Source organism: Agrobacterium sp. M50-1, from assembly GCF_049843495.1.
Classification (GTDB): domain Bacteria; phylum Pseudomonadota; class Alphaproteobacteria; order Rhizobiales; family Rhizobiaceae; genus Agrobacterium; species Agrobacterium radiobacter.
Map to the genome: position 1 here is coordinate 39,150 of NZ_JBBHZH010000008.1, position 19,793 is coordinate 58,942.

The window sequence follows — 19,793 nt, forward strand, 5'->3', positions numbered from 1 at the left end:
GGCCGAGCGACCTTGCCGCGGTTGACATGTGGACGGGAGTGCTGGGGATGAAAAAGGCGATCATATTCGACTGCGAGTTCCTCTGCCTCGATGGGTCCCAGCGCAGGTTCTGGTGCGCGGCCCATGACCCGGATCCGGTCATCGCGCAGATCGGCGCCGTCAAGCTCGGGCTGGAGGGCGATTTTCCGCTTCTGGGGACCTATAAAGCCTATATATCTCCGATCGACCGCCATGGCGGAAGATACGCGATCGATCCTTTCTTCACCCGGCTGACGGGTATCACCGAGGAGATCATCGAAGCGGAAGGCGTTCCCTTGCAGGAGGCCCTTTCAAGCTTCGACAGTTTCACGCAAGGCGCCCGATGCTGGTCATGGGGCAAGGACGAGCTGAACATGGTGGCGATCAGCTGTTATGTCGCCGGCATCCAGCCGCCCATGCCCGCCGGCCGTTTCGACAATGCCGTCAAACTTCTGCTTGCAGCGGGAATGCCGGTGGAGGATCTGGCAAAAACGCCAAGCAACAGGCTGGCCGATTATTACGGCGTCGAGCATCCGCCATTGCAGGGACACGATGCGCTCGATGACGCGCTTTCGGTTTCCTATACACTGCAACATCTCCTGAAGGGCGGAAAGCTGCCGCCGGAAGCGTTCGGCGCCTAGCCGATGTCAGGCGGCTTGCGTCACGATCCCGGCCGATGCTCGCGAAAGGCTGCGGCGAGCGTGCGCAGCGCCTCCCGGGATCTGCTGTCCGTCAGGGTCGAGAACATGATGATTTCCGTGGAGGGCAGGGGCGGCAGGCCAAAACGCTGGCTGACCTCCACCGTGCCGGGTGGTGCAAGACGGGAGGAGAAGGCGGAAACCGCAAGCCCGGCCGAGACGGCTGCGGTCACCATCGACGATGTGCCGCCAAGAAACACTTCGGTCCACGCAATCGCAGCCGCATCCAGGGCGCGGGTGGCGATGTCACGCACACCACAGGCGGGTGAGAGCGCCGCCAGCCGCAGCGGTTCACCCTGACGGTGTTCGAATTGCGGGGTTGCATACCAGCCGAAATGTTCCGGTCCGAGCACCTCGCCGTCGCGCCTGTCGTCTTCGCGCCGGATGATCGCCGCATCGATCTCCCCACGGTCGAAGGCATCAAGCAGGGATCTGGAATGATCCATGCGTACTTCAATCGTAAGCCCGGGGTCGTGGTCGTTTAGACGTGCAAGCAGGGTCGGAACCTCCGGTCCCGCCACGTGGGCGGCAATGCCAAGGCCGAAGCGGCGGCGCGGCGAGGAAAGACCCGCCAGCGCCCGATCATGCGCGGCGAGAAACTCGCGGGCGGGCGCCAGAAATACCGCACCCTGTGCGGATAGCCGCACGGAGCGCGGTGTGCGTTCGAGCAGCCGCTGGCCGAGCCTGTCCTCCAGCCGTTTGAGCTTGACGCTGATGGCGCCCTGTGTGGTGCCGAGCGCTTCGGCAGCGCGGGTGAAGCTCTGCATATCGGCGATGGTGACGAAGGCCTCGACGGCCTCCACATCCAGCGTGCTCATATCGATTATTCCGATTTGTTGTCTCTGAAATAGCCAATCATCCAATTCAGTTATGGTCAAGCTTTGTCTAGCGTGCCTCCTCCACAGATCGGTTCTCGCAGTGGTGAACCGACCCTTGAAAGGCTGAAGAATGACCCTTGCCGTTACCGCCCCAGCGGGCAGCAGAAGCGCCATGGCGCTCGCTGCCGTCTGTCTCTCCGCCCTGATGTTCGGACTGGAAATTTCCAGCGTTCCGGCGATCCTGCCAACACTGGAACAGGTGCTGCACGCGGATTTCCGGCAGCTTCAGTGGATCATGAATGCCTATACCATCGGCGTGACGATGGTGCTGATGGGGACGGGGGCGCTGGCCGATCGCTTCGGCCGTAAACGTGTCTTCATCGCCAGCATCTTCGCTTTCTCGCTGTCCTCTCTCGCCTGCGGAATGACGGAAAACGTCTCGGTGCTGATCGGCGCGCGTTTCCTGCAGGGACTGAGCGGCGGCGCGATGCTGGTGTGCCAGATCGCCATCCTGTCGCATCAGTTCCGCACGGCCCGTGAACGCGGCATGGCGTTCGGCTGGTGGGGCATCGTCTCGGGCGTGGGGCTGGGTTTCGGCCCGATCATCGGCGGCGCCATCGTTGCGCTGTGGAGCTGGGAATGGGTGTTCCTCGTTCACACCGTGCTTGGCGTGGGGACATGGCTGCTTGCCGCCGGCGGTGTGGGAGAATCACGCGATCCGGAAGCGGCGCGTCTCGATCTTACCGGCATGGTCACGCTTTCGGTTGCCGTTTTTTGCCTCGCCTTTTTCATCACCCAAGGACCCGAGCTCGGTTTTGCGAGCCCGGCAGCGCTTCTGATCCTCGGCATTTCTGTCGCGAGCTTCATCGCCTTCGTGATCGCTGAAAAGCGTAACGCGCGGCCGATGTTCGACTTCTCCGTCTTCCGCATCCGGCCATTTTCCGGGGCGATCATCGGTTCGGCGGCGATGAATATCAGCTTCTGGCCGTTCATGATCTATTTGCCGATCTGGTTTCAGGCGGGCCTCGGTTATGACAGCGTCACCGCCGGCCTCGGCCTGCTTGCCTATACGCTGCCGGCGCTGGTGGTGCCGCCTTTGGCGGAGCGCCTGTCGTTGCGCTACCAGCCGCGCCTTGTCATTCCGGCCGGGCTATTCACCATCGGCCTCGGTTTCATGCTGATGAAATTGGGAAGCGGCATCGAAAATGCGAGCTGGCTCACCATGCTGCCCGGCTGCGTCCTTGCCGGTATCGGGCTAGGACTGACCAATACGCCTGTTACCAACACCACCACGGGGGCGGTTTCCCCCGCCCGTTCCGGCATGGCTTCAGGTATCGACATGAGTGCGCGCATGATCTCGCTCGCCATCAATATCCCGATCATGGGTTTCATTCTGGTCGAGGGCGTCCGGGCTTCGCTCCGGGCAAACCTGCCATCAGCTGCGGATATCGGGGCGTTGCAGTCGCTTGCGGAAAAGATCGCGGCGGGCACCGCCGGCACTTCTGCGCAGGGTGTTTCGCAAGAGCTCGTCCATCAGGCGCTTGCGGACGGTTTTGGTCTGGTCATGCTTTATGCCGGCATCAGCGTCTGGTTCCTTGCCGCCATCAGTTTCATGATCTTCGGTCCGGCGCGAAAACCTGCTCATGGTTAGCGCGAAGTCCGAGGCAACCTGGGACGAGCCTCAGGCGCTTTCGTTTATTCTGACCTCGGCGAGACGTTTGCCGAGGTTGAAAAAAGTGAGCTTCATATGGCTGCGTTTATCTCCACCCTCAAGGCTGGAGAAAGGTACTTTGAAACCGAATATTTCATCCGGCTCGCCAGAGCGTTCCCGCCAGAATGCATCGATGTCCGAAACCATCATTTTTTGCCGCCGGGCGCGCCGGTAACGGATGGGGTGCCTGGAATGGGCGACAGCGAAATAGTCATGTGCATCCTCGGCGGCGAGGCCTTGCAGAACCATGAGTGCAGCCTCCTTCGGACGAAGCCCCGAGAGGTCGCGCGTCATCGACACCATTTGCTCTTTCGCGGCGCGCGGACCCTGCATGCCGCCAACGACAATCGTGTGGTTCTGTGTCTCGCGCCCTTCAACGAAAGTGAATGTTGCTGTCCAGAGAATGGTGTTGTCATGGCTGCGAATGAGTCTGACGGAAAAAGCACCCTCGTGCCGGCCGCCGCAGCAATCCGCGAGCGCCAGGATGCATCGATATTCATCGTTCCGGCCGCGAACCGTGCCCATATCAATGGTTTTTCCCGCCCACAGCCCGGCCATGACGCTCCTGGAAAAATGCAGGTCCGCAATTGCGAAATTATCCATGAGAAAAGCCAGCCGTCTCTTCCGGGAAACTTTATTGATGAGGAGTTTCGACAGGGGTTTCTGGAGAAGGTCGTCATGCGGGAGCGGCAATTTTCGCTCTGCTGAAAAATCCGCCAGAAACCGCCACCACCGAAAGGTGACCAATGGATTGGCCGCAAAACGCAGCCAGAAAAGGACCGCCCGCTTCCAGTAGGCGCGCCGGGCAAAGGTCATAATTCTCCAGAACAACAAAAAACGGGGTGTTTCCGAAACCGTCTGGGCCACATCATCCGTGACCGGGAGTTTCTCTGCCAGAACGGCAGCATCTTGAATGCGCGACATAAATGGGCTTCCGGCAGAACATGGCGTTCAGCCGGGGCATGCGCTGGAATTGTCAAGATTCTGTCGAGAAACGGCCTGCCCTACGTGAAGACCGGTTTGTTGCCTCAGCGCAAAACAGGCAACCGCAAAGAGACGGTTGGCCGGGAGATTTCAGGAGGTTTCCCCAAAGACAACCGTCACGATAGTTCCGCCGTCCGGACGCGCCTTTATCTGCAGATCGCTGTCATGCGCCTGTGCGATTGCGCGGGCAATCGACAGGCCGAGACCTGTGCCACCGGTTTTGCGCGCGCGCGACGGTTCCATCCGCCAGAATAGTTCGATGCCGTGCGCCTCGACGCCAGCGGGAAAGCCCGGCCCCTTATCCTCGATCGCGACAAAGGCGCGCCCGTCCTGAAGCCCGGTCGAACAGCGAAGAAACCCGCCGCTTGCCGCGTAGCGGCGCACATTATCCATCAGGATCAACAGAAGCTGCCGAAGGCGTTGTCGGTCGCCGCAAACGGGAGCGGGCTCCAGCGACATATCGAGATCAATGCCGACCTCATCCATCAGTGGCCGCGCCGCTTCCGCCACCGCCGCGCATTCGGCGGCGAGATCAAGTGGCTCGGTGTCTTTGACGAGGCTGTTGGTTTCCGCCAGCGAAAGAGTGCGCAAATCGTCAACAAGACGCGCCAGCCCCTCCACATGGACGATGAGGTGGCGAATGGCTTGCTTGTCGAGGGGAAAGACATCATCCGCGATGCCGTGCAAACGGCCCCGCAGGATCGTGAGAGGGGTGCGCAGCTCGTGGGCAACCGCCATCGTGTTGAACTTCAGCCGGCGTTCCATCATCTGAAGTTCCCGCGTCAGGGTCTCGAAGCTGTCGACCAGAAATGCGACTTCGGCGATGGGGCTCGCCTTGATTTTTGCGCCGCCGCTGAAGTTGCCGGTCGCCATGCGCCGCGCGGCATCAGCAAGTTCGCCGAGAGGTGCGGCAATGCGCCGGGATATGAAATAACCAAGCAAGCTGCACAGGAAGACACCGATCAATCCGAAGACGAACACCGATTTGATGAGCTCGTTATCTGCCTGATCCTCCAGGCCCGGCAAAACCTCGACAAGGGCTTGAAGTTGGCGCTGATCCGGCATCATGCCCAGGTCGATATCCGAGAAGGCCTTGGCGGCATCGGGCGACAGCTGGGCGATGATGCGCTCCTCAATGTTGTCCGCATACCAGGAAACGCCGAAATAGACCAAAGCAACGGCAAAGATGAGCATCGTGGTGATCGTGATCGCCGTCATCGTGCGCAGGCGGAGACGCCAGGGCTTCATGGTTTCTGCTCCCCGGCCAGCCGATAACCGACGCTGCGCACCGAGACCAGATAACCGCAGGCGCCATGATCCGTCAGTTTCTTGCGCAGATTGGCGATATGTGTGTCGATGGTGCGCGCCAGCGCATCGCTTTCCGGCAGGCAGGCGTCGAGGATATCGGCGCGCTGAAAGGCGTGGGTGGGACGACGCGTCATATGGGCGAGGATCCGGAACTCGCTCAGCGTCAGGGGCAGAACGGCCCGCTCCCCACCATGGCAGACGGCTGCGACATAAGCTTCGGTGTCCACTTCTATGGCCCCGAAACGCAAAACCCCGCCGGAGCCCGGCTGTCGCGTGCGTTTCAGCACGGCATTCACCCGGGCGATCAATTCATGCGGATTGAAAGGTTTGACGATGTAATCGTCAGCGCCGAGGCGAAGGCCGGTCAGCTTGTCCATATCCTCCGCAAGAGAGGTGACCATGATGACGGGCGTCTCCCGTTCCCGCCGGATGCGGTTCAACACCTCGATGCCATCGAATTTCGGCAGGCGGATATCGAGGAGAACCAGATCCGGCCTCAACATGGAGAAATGGGTCAGCGCCGTTTCTCCATCGCTGGCTCTGACGGTTCTGTATCCTTCGCGAATGAGATAGGCGTCCAGAATCTGAATGATGTCAGGGTCGTCTTCGACGATCAGAATAAGCCCTTTGTCCATGCTGAACCTGCAAATTTATTTATATATAGGCTGTGGTGGCGGCTGGACGCTAAGCGGATGCGAAACGTCGGGCAAGGGCCTCCATCCTTTAATAAAGCCAATGCGCACCGCTTTCCTTGCAGTCTTGCGTCTTTCTCCGCAATGCCTTGACATTTCTGCGGAAGAGAACTGGTCATGCACCAGTCTCTCGCCAGTAAAACTCACCAAAAGAAGCGGAATTGGACCCGGCGGTCCAAATTTCGCGCAAACGCCGTCTTTGTCGTCCGTCAGGCATTGGCGAGCGCCGTCGGCAGCCCCTCTCTGCAGGCCCTTCTGGTCGCCCTTGCGATGATGATCGTCTTTACGATCAGGCCGGATATCGATCTTGAAGTGAGCCGGCAATTCTGGGCGGACGGTTTCACCCTCGGCGAGGACGAGTTCCTGATTGCCGTCCGCGATCTGAACCGAATGCTTCCGGCGGTCTTGTTATCAGGACTTGCGGGCATGCTTTTCGCCATGCCATTTTCGGGCGGCCTGGTACGACTTTTTCCGCCACATAAGTTGCTGTTTATTATGGTCTTTTTTGCTCTTGGACCAGGCGCCGCGGTGCATGCCCTGAAAAACCTGTTCGGCAGGGCAAGGCCAAGACATCTCGCAGAGTTCGGAGGAGAGCTGTTTTTTACACCGGTTCTTTCCCTCAATGGCGGCTGCGCCCGAAACTGCTCTTTTCCTTCCGGTGAAAGCGCGTCCGCAGTCGCCCTCCTGGCCTTCATCATCCTCCTGCCAGAGAAATTTCGCCTGATAGGCGCCGCAATATTGGCGCCGTTTATCGTGATTGTCTCTCTGAACAGGGTGGCGATGGGCGCTCACTTCCTCTCCGATGTCCTGATTGCATGGCCCTTGATGCTCGCGGTGTTCCTTCTGCTCCAGCGGCCGTTCGTGAACAATCGGCAGGCGATAGACGCGGCCTTCGCGCGCAAGGTCGGCGGGTCGCGGCCCGCCACGGGATCAAGGCCATTTGCCGAACACTAGGGTCCGCAGGACGTCCTGACGCCAATACCAGAAAGGGCAGCGGAAAACCGCTGCCCTTTCTGTTTCTTTTGGACCGGCTGCTAAGGCCTTATTTCACCTGTGCGACCACAAGCTTGCCGTCGGCGCGTTCGGCGATGAACTCGATATTGGCGCCTTCCTTGAGCTTGGCGAGGATCGCATCGTCCTTGACGCGGAACACCATCGTCATGGCCGGCATGTCGAGGTTCTTCAGTTCTTCATGGATGATGGTGACTTTTTTGGCCGCGGCATCAACCTTCTTGACCGTTCCCTTGGTGAATTCCTCTGCGAGTGCACTGAGGGGAGCGGCGAGCAGGAGCGCTGCTGCGACGGTGATTTTAACGATAGTCTTCATGGTCAGATTCCTTTGTTGCTGGATTATTTTGCAGAAACTTTGAGATCGCCGCGCATGCCGGCCTCGTAATGTCCGGGTTTCAGGCAGGCGAATTCGAACATGCCGTCATTGGTGAATTTCCAGACGATTTCACCGCTTTCGCCGGGCGCGAGGCTGATGGCGTTCGGATTGTCGTGTTCCATCTCCGGAGCCTTCTCCATGGCGGCCTTGTGCTCCAGATTGGCCTTCTGTTCGTCAAGAATGAATTCATGGTCCAGTTCGCCGACATTCTTCACGGCGAAACGAACCGTCTTGCCCTTCTTGAATTCGAACTTGGCGGGCGTGAACAGCATCTTGCCGTCGGGCGTTTCCTTCATCGTCACCTGAATGGTCTGGGTCACCTTGGCCTTGTCGCCGGGTTCGCCGATCGCCATCGCTGCATGGCCGCCGCCGTGGGTGCCCGATGCAAGGGCTGGCGTGGCGAGAGTGGCGAGAAGCAATGCAAGTTTCAATTTGGTCATTCTGTATCTTCCTTGATTTTGATGGGGTTGTTGGTCTGCGCAATCAGCCGTGTTTCATCGGTTGAGGTGTGATCTGCGTTTTGGGGTCGGTGTTTTTCTGTGTATCCGGCAACTCGCCGGTCCATTCCCAGGCCTGGGTTCCGGGCGGGTTTTCGTACCAGCCGGGATCGGCGTAATCGCCCGCGGAGATGCCTTCGCGAACCTTCACCACGGAGAACATGCCGCCCATTTCGATGGGGCCGTGCGGACCCCAACCCGTCATCATCGGTACGGTATTCTCCGGAATCTCCATTTCCATCGCGCCCATATCGGCCATGCCGGCGGTGCCCATGGGCATATATTCCGGCCGGATCTTGCGGATCTTTTCGGTGACCGTCTTCTTGTCGACGCCGATGAAGGTCGGGACATCATGCCCCATCGCGTTCATCGTGTGGTGCGACTTGTGGCAATGGATCGCCCAGTCGCCGACATATTTGGCGTCGAATTCATAGGCGCGCATCGCACCCACGGGGATGTCGATGCTCACCTCCGGCCACCGCGCCTCGGGCCGCACCCAGCCGCCATCCGTGCAGGTCACTTCGAAATCGTAACCGTGCATATGGATCGGGTGGTTTGTCATGGTCAGATTGCCGACACGCACACGCACGCGGTCGTCCTTGGAAACCACCAGCGGGTCGATACCCGGAAACACCCGGCTGTTCCATGACCACAGATTGAAGTCGGTCATGGTCATGATCTTCGGCACATAGGAGCCGGGGTCGATGTCGAAGGCATTGATGAGGAACACGAAGTCGCGGTCCACGGGCATGAATGCCGGGTCCTTCGGGTGGATCACGAAAAAGCCCATCATGCCCATCGCCATCTGCACCATCTCGTCCGAATGCGGGTGGTACATGAAGGTGCCCGATTTCACGAGATCGAACTCGTAAACGAAGGTTTTGCCAACCGGGATATGCGGCTGCGACAACCCGCCGACGCCGTCCATGCCGGACGGCAGGATCATGCCGTGCCAGTGGATCGTCGTATGTTCCGGCAGCTTGTTGGTGACGAAAATACGCACCCGGTCGCCTTCGACGGCCTCGATGGTCGGCCCGGGCGACTGGCCGTTATAGCCCCAGAGGCGGGCGGTCATGCCCTCCGCCATCTCGCGCTCCACCGGCTCGGCGACAAGGTGGAATTCCTTGACGCCGTTGTTCATCCGGAAGGGCAGGGTCCAGCCGTTCAAGGTGACCACGGGGTTGTAATCGGGGCCGGTGCTGGGCTTGACCGGGGCCTGGGTCGCAGCCGTTTCCATCACGGCTGCTTCCGGCAGGCTGCTGTTTGATGTTTTCGCCCAGGCCGCCGAGGAGACCATGGCGGCGCCGACACCCAGAAAGTTTCTTCTATTGAACATGGTGATTTCCTTTCTCAATGTCCGCCACCGCCGCCAGCGGCGGCAACCTCGGTCTCCGCGCCTGCCGCAGCACCCGTACCTCCCCCGTAGATGGCGGGAGCGAGGCCGGCCTCCGCGAGCCAGAAGTCGCGCTTGGCATTGATGGCCAGAAGGCTCGAATTGACCTTTTCCCGGCTGTCGGCGAGCAGTTCGAAAGTGTTGGTGATCATGCCGTTATAGGTCAGCAGCGACTGCTCCTCGATCTTGGTGCGCAGCGGCACCACGCTGTTGCGGTAGTGTCGGGCGATGTCGTAATTTGAGCGATAGGCCTGATAGGCCGAGCGGGCTTCCGAGCGAACGTTGACCGCCTTTTCCGCGAGCAGGTTTGCCGCGCGCATATAGGCGAGTTCGGATTCCCGCATGCGCGCCTGACCGGAATCGAAGATCGGAATGACGAATTCCAGCTCGGCGTTGCCGGTTGTCTGTTTGTGTTTTTCGCCATCCTCCAGCTCGCGTTCGGTCTCGAAGCCCGAGCGGATTTCGAGATCGGTCACGTATCGGGTAGCCTCGGTGAGCTTGAACGACCGGGCGGTCGCCTCCAGATCGAGCCTGGCCATCTGCAGGTCAACGCGGCGCTGCAGCGCCTCGGCCTCGATCATGTCCCGTTTGGCAAGCGCTTTCGGAAGCGGGGCCAGGCGGTTGGGAATGGTGTATTCGATGTCGGCGCCCCACAACCCCATCAGCCGCGTCAGTTCCTCCTTGGCAAGACGGGCCTCAAGCCGCGCCTTGGCGATCTGGCCGGTCAGTTCGGCATAAAAGACCTGCTCGCGGGCCTGACCTTCCTTGTTGAGCGAACCGGCTTCTCCAAGCTTGACGGCAAGTTCCGAGGCGGCATCCGCCGCGGTCTGCGCCTGCGCCAGCTGGCCGACATTTTCCCATGCCGCCACGGCGGTAATCCAGGCGCGACGGGTATCTGACGCGAGTTGCAGCGTCTTCAGCGCGGCGCCAAGCTGCGCCTTGCGGAAACCGGTATCGGCGATCTCGACATTTTTCTTGAGGGTGGCGAGCGCCAGAATATTGGTGACGACGACACCTTCGATCGCCTTGTAGGCCCTGAGCCCCGGGGTGCCGATCCCCGTCAGCCCGATGCCGATCCGCGGATTGACCAGCATGGTCGATTGCCATGCGGTGGCGGCGGATTCGCCGAGATCGGCATAGGCCGCCTGAAGGCCCTTGTTGTTCAGGAGCGCAACCTGCACCGCCGTCTCGACATCGAGACTTTTGCCGGCGGCCATCAGCGATTTGACGCGGGCCTGCGTCGCCTGCGCCTCGGTGCGGTTCTGCACCCAGACCGCCTGCTTTCCCGTCGCCTCGGATGTTCTGGCCGAAACATTGGTGAAACCGGCGTCGCGCGACGCATATTGGGCGGCTGTGACGCAGCCGCCGAGAAGGAACGGCAGGCAAAGGGTGGCCGCGAGTTTAGCACCGAGCTTGAACGTGCGTAACGTCATGATGCGTCTCCTTTCGGAGCCTGCGCATCGTTCTGGTTACGCCAGGGCTTCGGGTCCGCCGGCGCGCGGTGTGTGTAACCCGCAACCGGGGTTTGATAGCGAATGGGGCCCGCGCCAAGCGTCGGGGTTGCCGCATCGTCATAGGAGGCGGCGTCGTTCATCAGGGATGTGGCTGTGCAGCCGCCCAGAAGCAGGGGCGCTGCAACCACAATATAAATCGGGTTCATGGATATTTTCCAAACAGGAGATGCAACGGCGCGACGGCGCTAAAGCCGCTCACGCACGGTCATTGCCCAAAGGCGGGCTTTGCCTGTTCAGATATTCGGAGGACGGTGAAGCAGCGGGGTCTGGCCCAGCGCCTTGCTGTCGTCAAGGAAGGAGCGGATGCTGTTGACGACGGGTCTGCCAGTGGTGTCGTGGCTGATCAGGACCGCCATGCCGAGACAGAAATCGCCGCAGCATTGGGGCTTTGCGGTTTTTTGGGCGCCGCTATCATGCTCGGCGGTCATATCGTTGTAATCATGATTATCGGACATCATGGCTGAACCGCCATGGTCCATCATCGCGCCGTGATCCATCATGGCGGACTGATCGTGCTGCATTCCACCGGCTTCGGCAGGATGCATTGCGGCATTGACAGTGGAAACGCTATAGCCCGCCAGTGACAGGATCATCACCAGTCTGAACAACAGGGCCATCAATTTCGATGCTCGCAACATCTCACGCATGCTGGATAGAAAAGCTGCAGTCCTGTGATTTGTCAATGGATATCCCTCATAACCATCGACGAAAGCCTTTATGTCGCGCTTGACGCGGAGCCAAACCTTCCAGTCGAATGGCAAAGCGTGCAGTTTGCCCGCAGCTCACGCGAAGTCGATGAAGGCATCATCGAGAATGAGAAGCTTGCGGGCCTGCATGCGGGCATATTCCTCGTAAAAACCCTGCGAAATCCAGAGCGCGGAACGGCCGCGCCGGCCGCTCCAGCCGATGCCGCCGATCAGTTCGGCCGCGGCGAGCTTGCGGCCGACATGGATACGCGACAGGGAGAGGGAGGCCGCGAGCTCTGTCACTGTTTCCACATCGGTCAGACGCCTGCCATGTTCGGGCGGTCTTTCCCAGTCGACGCCCGCGACAAGGCGGTCCATCAGCAGGCCGCCCGCATCGAACCAGTTGAAAATGATGGAAAGCGGGCCGGGGCAGCGCACCTCCGGATGTGACAGAAACGTCTGTGATACACGGGGGTGGATATGGGGAAGCAGGGCTTCCGATCGCCTGATGAAGCGTGATGCCCTGAAGCCTTCATCGAGCAGATCCAGCGCCTGAAAATGCACGTCGTACCATTGGGTGAGCATCGCCAGCGCCGGGGCTGAAGGCGCCACCCCAATGCCCGGCCCGTTGCCGGATTGGTCGACCGGGCGTGTCATTCCGCGTTTCAGCGCCTCTTTGAAGAAGGCATAGGCAACGTTATGGCTGGCAAGCCCGTGCCGGAGCGCCAGATGGCCGAAATCTTCCCGTGTCAGGGCAGCTTCTCCCGTCGCCGTTTCACAGTCCCCGCATTTCTGAAAATAGAGCGCCAGAAGCGCATGGCAAAGAAGCCGGTTCTGGCGTGTTGCGAAGAGCGCGGTCATCTCAGGCGAGCCTTCGTAGAGGGCGATGAAGCTGCCCGATAGCAGCCGCAGCGCGGCCGCGAAGGGCTCTTTCTGCAGCATCGCCTCTATTTCGCAGGGTGCCGGACCGCGGCCATCGGCGACGACGGCCGGCAGTCGGGAAATCGCAAAGTCGAAAAAATTGGTCATGGCCGCGCTCCGGAATGGGATGGTCTAGCGGCCTTACAGGAGCTGAAATGGCGCGTCTTCTCATTGCGCGCAGAGGTGAAATTTTACGCCGGCGGCATATCCGCAGCGCGGGCGTCACCGGGCGTCATGCCATAGGCGCCGGCGAACACACGGTAAAATGTTGCAAGGCTGTCGAAGCCGCAGCCATAGGCGATCTCCGTGACCGGCAGAGCCGGGAACGCCAGCAGCAACCGCCGCGCTTCCTCGATCCGCATGGAGGAGAGCGTGCGGGAAAACGACAGTTCGGCGCCCTCGAAAACCACATGCAATTGCCGAAGCGAAATGCCCAGTTCCTTCGCGACCGCGGCAGGGGTGAGGTTCTGCCGGGATTTTTTGCGCATCATGATGTCCTGGGCGGCATAACAGAGCCCGGTCCTGAGCGCGGCGCGCACCTCCGGCATGGCGGGCGAAAGCCGCCCGCGCGCCGTCATGGCAAGCCGGGCGATATGCGTGACATCGCGTGCGGGATCGATGAGCCTGCCGGGGTCGGCGTTCAGCGCGTTGAAAAGGGCCCGGAAGGGCAGGGAGAAACTGTTATTTTCCGCATAACGCGTCGCAAACAGGTCATCGGTGGCCTGGCCGAGCATGACCTCGTAGTCCACGGGGATCTTCAACATCTTATAGTGAAAATCCGCCTCGTTTCCCGGTATCGCATCATAGGGCAAGTCGGAATAGTTGATGGTGATATCGCCGCCGCCGACGGCGTGAACCTGATCCCTGCCGGCATGCAGAAACCCCGAACCCTTGACCTGCAGGCCGATGCAGAGGCTGTCGCCGGCAATGCGGGCAATATCGGCTTCGGTGCGGTTCACCCGGTAAGAGGAAGCGCGCATCTCGGTTACGACGGCGCCGGCGACGGCGTGCGCCTGAAACGAACCCCTGAAGCTGTGGCGGAGATCCCGCGCAAGCTCGATCGTCACGCCAAACAGGCTTTTGCCGCGCACTTCGCGCCATTGGTCGAAGCGGTGTTCGGGCAGAAAATCGTCGGTTGCGAAGCGGACTATGGTGTTCGTGGCTCGGTCCTCCCCCCGACGATCCCGGCGGCCTATTTTTCCGTTGTGCGAAATCGAAGATGAACGAGCGGGTAGGGTCGTCCCTGTCCGTCAAGGTCGGAGCGTCCGGTAGGCTCGAATCCCAGCCGGCGATAAAAACCCATGGCCTCGGTGTTCTGTTCGTTGACGTCAGTGGTCAGCGCGGGATGAAGCGCAAGCGCCCACTGGACCAGTGCCTTGCCGATGCCCTGGCCATGATGGTCCGGATCGATGAAAAGCGCCTCCATATGCCCTTCATGCAGAAACATGAAGCCGAGAGCATGGTCAGAATCATCGACGGCCAGCGTCAGCGGCGCCTGTGGCAGGAAAGCGTCGACTTCCTCCCCGATCGCGGCGCGATCCGCCGGCAGGAGGAACTGGTGGGTGGCGTCGACGGCTTTGCTCCATATATCGAGGATGCGGGAAGCGTCGCGGCTCTCGGAGGGACGAAGTGTGATCATGCCTCACCCTTAGCAAGCGCGGAGTTTTCACGCCATGGGCCGGCCCGATCTTTTCCGTGAGCATCTGCGTATTCACTGGATTCCAGCGTTAAACCCCGGCGATTCTGATCCTGCATCTGCCGCCCATCTCTCCCGTTGGAAAATTTTCTCGAAAAAAGTGCTTGCAAAAAGCGGCTCGAAAAAAATAGATAAAAAGAACTTCTATCTATTTATTTTGAGAGGAAGATCGACAGATGGACCAGATCGCTACGCAAATCGACAGAAATCCAGCTCCGATTCCGGGTTTTAGCAATGGCTTGTCGCTTGAGGAGGCTAAAATTATCTATAATTTGCCTTTTAACGATCTCCTGTTCCGCGCCCAGCAGGTGCATCGCTGTCATTTTGATCCCAATGCCATCCAGATGAGCCGGCTTTTATCCATCAAGACCGGCGGCTGCCCGGAGGATTGCGGCTATTGCAGCCAGTCCGCGCGCAACCCCACCGGTCTCAAGGCCTCCAAACTGATGGAGGTGGAGCGGGTGCTGGCCGAGGCGCGCAAGGCGAAGGAAGGCGGAGCGACCCGTTATTGCATGGGGGCTGCCTGGCGCAATCCCAAGGAGCGCGACATGGAGGCGGTGGTGGCGATGGTCGAGGGCGTGAAGGCGCTCGGCATGGAAACCTGCATGACGCTTGGCATGCTGACGCCGGAACAGTCAGAACAGCTGGCCGATGCAGGTCTCGACTACTACAACCACAACGTCGACACCTCAGAGCGGTTCTATTCGCAGATCATCACCACCCGCACCTTCGAGGACCGGCTGGAAACACTTGCCAATGTCCGCGATGCCGGCATCAAGGTCTGCGCCGGCGGTATTCTCGGCATGGGGGAAACGGTGGAAGACCGGATCTCGATGCTGGTGACGCTCGCCAACCTGCCGGTTCCACCGGAAAGCGTGCCGATCAACATGCTGATCCCGATCCCCGGCTCGAAGCTCGCCAATGCCGACCCCGTCGATCCCATCGATTTCGTCCGCACCATCGCGCTGGCGCGTATCTTGATGCCGCGTTCGCATGTGCGGCTTTCGGCCGGGCGCACGGAGATGAGCGATGAGACACAGGCGCTCTGTTTCCTGGCCGGCGCCAATTCCATCTTCATCGGCGAAACCCTGCTGACGGCGGATAATCCGGGTGAAGACCACGACACGGCGCTTTTCCGCCGGCTGGGTCTGAAGCCGATGGAACTGCAGTCCACGGAATTGCAGTCTGGGGAGGCGGGCGGGTGCCGGTGAATCTCGCGGCGCTCTCTCCCTATGAGGCAAAGCTCGCCGGCCTGCAGCGCAAATCGCGGCTGCGCGCGCTTGCTCCCCAGGAGGGGATCGATTTCACCTCCAACGACTATCTTGGCCTTGCGGATTCACCCCGGTTGAAGGCGGCATTTGCCGATGCCATCGGAAGGGGCGTGCCGGCAGGCGCCGGCGGATCGCGGCTGCTGCGCGGCAACCACCGTGAACATGAGGCGCTGGAAGCGGAAGCGGCAGCGTTTTTCGGGGCTGAAAAAGCAATCTATTTCGGCAGCGGTTTTACCGCCAATGTCGCGCTGTTCTCCACATTGCCGCTGCGGGAAGACCTCGTCCTTCACGACGCCCTGATCCATGCCAGCGTCCATGACGGCATTGCGGCCGGCAAGGCGAAGGTAATCGCCGTGCCGCATAATCAGGTCGAGGCATTCGAACGGGAAATAATCCGCTGGCGGCGGGAGGGTGGCCGGGGTCGTCCGTGGATCGCCGTCGAAAGCCTTTATTCCATGGATGGGGACCGTGCCCCGCTTGCGGCCCTGGCTGATCTTGCCGGGAAACACGAAGGCTTCCTTGTCGTCGACGAGGCGCATGCGACCGGCGTATTCGGCCCCGGCGGGTGCGGCCTTGCCGCGGAGCTGGAAGGCCGTGGCAATGTGGTGGCGTTGCATACCTGCGGCAAGGCGCTCGGCCTTTCCGGCGCGCTTTTGAGCCTGCCTGCGGTTCTTGCCGATTACCTAGTCAACCGCGCCCGCGGTTTCATCTACTCGACCGCGCCTTCGCCGCTGATGGCTGCGGCGGTACGGGAAGCCCTGCGCATCATCGCCGATGAGCCGTGGCGGCGCTTGCGGCTGGCGGAGCTGGTAAACTTTGCCGGCGAAGAGCTTCGCTCCCGGGTAGGCGTTGCGCCCAGCGGCTCGCAGATACTACCGGTGATGATCGGCGACAATGCCCGTTCGCTGCGTATCGCCGCGCATCTGCGGGAGGGTGGTTTCGATGTGCGGGCGATCCGCCCGCCGACGGTGCCGGAGGGCACGGCGCGCCTGCGCATCGCCATCACGCTCAACGTGGATGAAAGCCAGATCGCCGATATGATCGGGCTGCTCGCCCTTTCGCTGGCGGAGGAGCGGAAATGAGCCCTCGTTTCGTCATTTCGGGCACCGACACGGGCATCGGCAAGACGGTTTTTTCCGCAGCGCTGACCCACGCGCTGCAGGCATATTACTGGAAACCCGTGCAATCCGGGCTGGAGGAAGAAACAGACAGCGAGACGGTGGAACGGCTGGGTGGCGTGCCGCGCGCGCGCATCCTGCCGGAGGCCTATCGCCTGAAAATGCCGGCTTCGCCACATCTGTCGGCCCGCCTCGAGAATGCAACGATCGATCCCTCGCGGCTGCTGCCGCCGCAAACGGATGGACCTCTTGTCATCGAGGGGGCGGGCGGGCTTCTGGTGCCGCTGACAGACACATTGCTGTTCGCCGATATTTTCGCCCGCTGGCAAATTCCGCTTGTGCTGTGCGCCAGGACCTCGCTTGGCACCATCAACCACACGCTGCTCTCGCTCGAGGCGTTGCGGCGGCGCGCCATTCCGGTGCAGGGCGTGGTCTTCATCGGCGACGAGAACCGGGAAAATGAGCGCGTCATCGCCAATGTCGGCGCTGTTCGCCCGCTTGGCCGTCTGCCGCGCCTGCCGGAGATGACATCAGAGGCGCTGCATCAGGCATTTGCCCGACACTTCAATCTTGCTGATTTTCTGGAGGCGCCGGCATGAGCCGTTCCCCTGTCTGGCATCCTTTCACCCAGCATGGGCTGGAACCGCCGATGAAGCGCGTCGTATCGGCGGAAGGCGCATTTCTCGTCGATGAGGACGGCAACCGCCTGTTCGACGGCATTTCCTCCTGGTGGGTCATCACCCACGGGCACCGGCATCCCGCGATCATGGCCGCCATCCGCGCCGCGACAGAAGCCTTCGACCAGGTCATTTTCGCCGAGTTTTCCCATGAACCCGCCGAAGCGTTGGCGCGCGGGCTGATCGAGCTTGCGCCCGCCGGGCTAAGCCATGTGTTTTATTCCGATAGCGGCTCGACTGCGGTTGAGGTGGCGCTGAAAATGGCGCTGGGATATTTCCACAATCGCGGAGAAAAGCGCGACCGTATCGTGGTGATGGAGCATGGTTATCACGGCGATACGATCGGCGCCATGTCAACAGGTGAGCGCGGCGTGTTCAATGCCGCGTACGAACCGTTGCTCTTCGGCGTCGACCGGCTGGCTTTTCCGCAAGCGGGCGGCGAACAGCAGACATTGGACATGTTCGAGAGTTTCTGCCGTTCGGGCCGTATCGCCGCTCTGCTGATCGAGCCGCTGGTGCTCGGAGCCGGCGGCATGAAGACGTACGGCGCGGATATACTGGCCGGGCTGAAACAGATCGCTGAGCGCCATGGATGCCTCGTCATCGCAGACGAAGTGATGACGGGCTGGGGTAGAACCGGAACTCTGTTCGCCTGCGAACAGGCGGGTATTTCGCCGGATATACTGTGCACATCCAAAGGGCTTACGGGCGGCTCGCTGCCGCTCGCGGCAACGCTGTGCAGGGCGGAAATCTTCGATGCGCATTTTTCAACGGATCGCCGCAAGACCTTTTTCCATTCCAGTTCCTATACGGCCAATCCGATTGCCTGTGCAGCCGCTGTCGCCAATCTTCAGGTCTGGCGGGATGAGCCCGTGCTTCAGCGTATCGGGCAATTGCAACAGATGCTGCGCGACAATCTCCGGCGATTTGCGGATGACCGGCGTTTCACCGGTATTCGGCAAATGGGGACCATCGCGGCGCTTGACCTCGTGGTGCCTGCCGGCGGTTATCTCGCCGAGGCGGGGCCGCGCATGCGGCAATTGTTCCGCGAGCGCGGGTTCGTCATCCGCCCGCTCGGCAATGTGCTTTATCTGATGCCGCCCTATTGTTCGACGGGGGAAGATCTGACCAGCGCCTTTGACGCCATCGACGAGGTGGCCGGGATCGTCACCGAAACCGCATCGCCAAAATCGCCTGCGGCCGGCATCGCGTGAAAGCAGGGTGCGGCATGTTCAGCCTGTTCCAGAACCGTCTCCGAAAGCCCTGACAATGCAGACCCGTTCTTCCCGCATGGCCGGTTTTGGTCATGCCGTTCCGTCAAGATGTGTCGAAAATGCCGAGATAGAAACCAATCTCGGGCTGGAAGCCGGCTGGATCGAGCGGCGTACCGGCATCCGCACGCGTTATTGGGCGCAAGAGGGCGACACGTTGAGCGGCCTTGCGGCGAGAGCCGGCCGCATGGCGCTGGAAAACGCGGAAATCGGCTTCAACGACATCGCATTGACGCTGCTTGCGACCTCCACGCCGGATCACCTCTTGCCCCCCTCGGCGCCGCTGCTGGCACACAGGCTGGGCCTGACACGATCTGGTGCGATCGATCTCGCCGGAGCCTGTTCCGGCTTTCTTTATGCGCTCACCCTCGCGGATGGCTTTGTCCGCACCCATGGCCGCGCCGTCCTTATCGTTGCCGCCAATATATTGAGCCGCCGTATCAATCCGGCGGAAAGGGCAAGCGCGGTCCTGTTTGCCGATGCCGCCGGCGCTGTCGTACTCAAGCCGTGCAGAGAGGCGCAGCGCGGGCTTTTGTCGGCCGATCTCGTTGCGGATGGCGGCGGTTATGAGCTGATCCAGATAGCGGCGGGAGGCAGTAACCAGCCTTTCTCCGCTGATACATCCGCCGAAGAGGTGCTGATGACAATGCGCGATGGCCGCGAAGTCTTTTCCCGCGCCGTGACGCTGATGACGGAGACCTCGCAAAGGGTGTTGCATGAGGCCGGAATGGCGGCAGCCGACATCGACCGTTTCGTGCCCCATCAGGCCAATGCCCGCATGTTTGACGCCGTCTGCGGCAATCTCGGTATCAACAGGCAAAAGACGGTTCGCACCATAGAAAGCTTCGGCAATTCCTCCGCCGCAACCATTCCGCTTTCGCTGTCCATTACCAATGCCGAACGGCCCTTTGTGCAAGGCGAAACCCTGCTTTTAACGGCTGCGGGCGCGGGCATGTCTGGTGGAGCGGTCGTTTATCGCGTTTGAACAAGGCATCGCCATGACGCGTACCATTCCAAACTCAAGAACCTGATTTTACTTGGAGAAATTTGGCTGGGGAACCTGGATTCTCACATGATTTCAGAGACTTAATGAAATCGCCTTTGAATTCCCTCTGTTTTTCCATCGCGAGCGG

At 60.7% G+C, this 19,793-nt stretch carries 22 protein-coding genes; 9 read left to right on the forward strand and 13 right to left on the reverse strand.

Annotated features, from left to right (window positions below; genetic code table 11):
- The first annotated feature begins 47 nt into the window (after window positions 1-47).
- The gene (locus WDZ78_RS18365) at window positions 48-659 is read left to right on the forward strand and encodes a 3'-5' exonuclease (RefSeq protein ID WP_425673835.1); all 612 of its coding nucleotides are present in this window, start codon (window positions 48-50) and stop codon (window positions 657-659) included.
- A gap of 20 nt (window positions 660-679) precedes the next feature.
- On the opposite strand, the gene WDZ78_RS18370 is transcribed toward WDZ78_RS18365, so the two are convergent.
- On the reverse strand, window positions 680-1,534 hold the full coding sequence (locus WDZ78_RS18370) for a LysR family transcriptional regulator (protein WP_003522061.1): 855 nt from the start codon (window positions 1,532-1,534) through the stop codon (window positions 680-682).
- Window positions 1,535-1,664: 130 nt separating this feature from the next.
- Between WDZ78_RS18370 and WDZ78_RS18375 the strand changes: the two genes are divergently transcribed.
- Window positions 1,665-3,185, forward strand: coding sequence for an MFS transporter (locus WDZ78_RS18375; protein WP_425673836.1), 1,521 nt, complete (start codon window positions 1,665-1,667; stop codon window positions 3,183-3,185).
- Window positions 3,186-3,215: 30 nt separating this feature from the next.
- Here the strand turns inward: WDZ78_RS18375 and WDZ78_RS18380 are convergent, their stop codons facing one another.
- The 3 genes from WDZ78_RS18380 to WDZ78_RS18390 form a co-directional block, all read right to left on the reverse strand.
- On the reverse strand, window positions 3,216-4,169 hold the full coding sequence (locus WDZ78_RS18380) for a DUF535 family protein (protein ID WP_425673837.1): 954 nt from the start codon (window positions 4,167-4,169) through the stop codon (window positions 3,216-3,218).
- A 150-nt stretch (window positions 4,170-4,319) separates the two neighbouring features.
- Window positions 4,320-5,477 carry an ATP-binding protein gene (locus WDZ78_RS18385; protein WP_425673838.1) on the reverse strand — a complete coding sequence of 386 codons (1,158 nt, stop codon included), beginning with the start codon at window positions 5,475-5,477 and terminating at the stop codon, window positions 4,320-4,322.
- Window positions 5,474-6,172 carry a response regulator gene (locus tag WDZ78_RS18390; RefSeq protein ID WP_020010098.1) on the reverse strand — a complete coding sequence of 233 codons (699 nt, stop codon included), beginning with the start codon at window positions 6,170-6,172 and terminating at the stop codon, window positions 5,474-5,476. The genes WDZ78_RS18385 and WDZ78_RS18390 overlap by 4 nt, the downstream gene beginning before the upstream one ends.
- A 174-nt stretch (window positions 6,173-6,346) precedes the next feature.
- Here WDZ78_RS18390 and WDZ78_RS18395 point away from each other — a divergent pair, with 174 nt between their 5' ends.
- Window positions 6,347-7,183 carry a phosphatase PAP2 family protein gene (locus WDZ78_RS18395; protein WP_425673839.1) on the forward strand — a complete coding sequence of 279 codons (837 nt, stop codon included), beginning with the start codon at window positions 6,347-6,349 and terminating at the stop codon, window positions 7,181-7,183.
- Window positions 7,184-7,271: 88 nt separating this feature from the next.
- Here the strand turns inward: WDZ78_RS18395 and WDZ78_RS18400 are convergent, their stop codons facing one another.
- The 9 genes from WDZ78_RS18400 to WDZ78_RS18440 all read right to left on the reverse strand — a co-directional run bounded on the left by WDZ78_RS18400 (window position 7,272) and on the right by WDZ78_RS18440 (window position 14,266).
- Window positions 7,272-7,556 (reverse strand): copper-binding protein, encoded by a 285-nt coding sequence (locus WDZ78_RS18400; protein ID WP_425673840.1) that lies wholly within the window; start codon window positions 7,554-7,556, stop codon window positions 7,272-7,274.
- Window positions 7,557-7,579: 23 nt separating this feature from the next.
- Complete coding sequence (locus tag WDZ78_RS18405) at window positions 7,580-8,056, reverse strand: cupredoxin domain-containing protein (RefSeq protein ID WP_425673841.1); 477 nt, start codon at window positions 8,054-8,056, stop codon at window positions 7,580-7,582.
- Window positions 8,057-8,099: 43 nt separating this feature from the next.
- Window positions 8,100-9,449, reverse strand: coding sequence for a multicopper oxidase family protein (locus WDZ78_RS18410; protein ID WP_425673842.1), 1,350 nt, complete (start codon window positions 9,447-9,449; stop codon window positions 8,100-8,102).
- 14 nt (window positions 9,450-9,463) lie between these two features.
- A complete protein-coding gene (locus tag WDZ78_RS18415) occupies window positions 9,464-10,939 on the reverse strand; it encodes a TolC family protein (protein WP_020010093.1) in 1,476 nt (491 codons plus the stop codon).
- The gene (locus WDZ78_RS18420; RefSeq protein WP_425673843.1) at window positions 10,936-11,166 is read right to left on the reverse strand and encodes a hypothetical protein; all 231 of its coding nucleotides are present in this window, start codon (window positions 11,164-11,166) and stop codon (window positions 10,936-10,938) included. The genes WDZ78_RS18415 and WDZ78_RS18420 overlap by 4 nt, the downstream gene beginning before the upstream one ends.
- Window positions 11,167-11,253: 87 nt before the next feature.
- Window positions 11,254-11,637 carry a hypothetical protein gene (locus tag WDZ78_RS18425; protein WP_425673844.1) on the reverse strand — a complete coding sequence of 128 codons (384 nt, stop codon included), beginning with the start codon at window positions 11,635-11,637 and terminating at the stop codon, window positions 11,254-11,256.
- Window positions 11,638-11,802: 165 nt separating this feature from the next.
- Complete coding sequence (locus WDZ78_RS18430; RefSeq protein ID WP_425673845.1) at window positions 11,803-12,735, reverse strand: hypothetical protein; 933 nt, start codon at window positions 12,733-12,735, stop codon at window positions 11,803-11,805.
- An 83-nt stretch (window positions 12,736-12,818) separates the two neighbouring features.
- Window positions 12,819-13,718: an AraC family transcriptional regulator gene (locus tag WDZ78_RS18435; RefSeq protein WP_425673846.1), complete on the reverse strand. Its 900-nt coding sequence runs from the start codon at window positions 13,716-13,718 to the stop codon at window positions 12,819-12,821.
- A gap of 101 nt (window positions 13,719-13,819) precedes the next feature.
- Entirely contained in the window at window positions 13,820-14,266 is a 447-nt protein-coding gene (locus WDZ78_RS18440; RefSeq protein WP_425673847.1) for an acetyltransferase, read from the reverse strand.
- Between the two features lie 34 nt (window positions 14,267-14,300).
- Here WDZ78_RS18440 and WDZ78_RS18445 point away from each other — a divergent pair, with 34 nt between their 5' ends.
- Genes WDZ78_RS18445 through WDZ78_RS18470 form a run of 6 tightly spaced genes read left to right on the forward strand, consistent with a single transcriptional unit; the run spans window position 14,301 to window position 19,645 of the window.
- Window positions 14,301-14,555, forward strand: a complete 255-nt coding sequence (locus WDZ78_RS18445) for a hypothetical protein (protein WP_425673946.1) — start codon at window positions 14,301-14,303, stop codon at window positions 14,553-14,555.
- Window positions 14,500-15,534, forward strand: coding sequence for a biotin synthase BioB (gene bioB / locus WDZ78_RS18450; protein ID WP_020010087.1), 1,035 nt, complete (start codon window positions 14,500-14,502; stop codon window positions 15,532-15,534). The genes WDZ78_RS18445 and bioB overlap by 56 nt, the downstream gene beginning before the upstream one ends.
- Window positions 15,531-16,676 carry an 8-amino-7-oxononanoate synthase gene (locus WDZ78_RS18455; protein ID WP_425673943.1) on the forward strand — a complete coding sequence of 382 codons (1,146 nt, stop codon included), beginning with the start codon at window positions 15,531-15,533 and terminating at the stop codon, window positions 16,674-16,676. The genes bioB and WDZ78_RS18455 overlap by 4 nt, the downstream gene beginning before the upstream one ends.
- Window positions 16,673-17,311 (forward strand): dethiobiotin synthase, encoded by a 639-nt coding sequence (gene bioD / locus WDZ78_RS18460; protein ID WP_425673848.1) that lies wholly within the window; start codon window positions 16,673-16,675, stop codon window positions 17,309-17,311. The genes WDZ78_RS18455 and bioD overlap by 4 nt, the downstream gene beginning before the upstream one ends.
- Window positions 17,308-18,603 (forward strand): adenosylmethionine--8-amino-7-oxononanoate transaminase, encoded by a 1,296-nt coding sequence (locus WDZ78_RS18465; RefSeq protein ID WP_425673849.1) that lies wholly within the window; start codon window positions 17,308-17,310, stop codon window positions 18,601-18,603. Before bioD ends, WDZ78_RS18465 begins: the two co-directional genes overlap by 4 nt.
- Before the next feature lie 55 nt (window positions 18,604-18,658).
- Window positions 18,659-19,645: a beta-ketoacyl-ACP synthase III gene (locus tag WDZ78_RS18470; RefSeq protein WP_425673850.1), complete on the forward strand. Its 987-nt coding sequence runs from the start codon at window positions 18,659-18,661 to the stop codon at window positions 19,643-19,645.
- The last annotated feature ends 148 nt before the right edge of the window (window positions 19,646-19,793 follow it).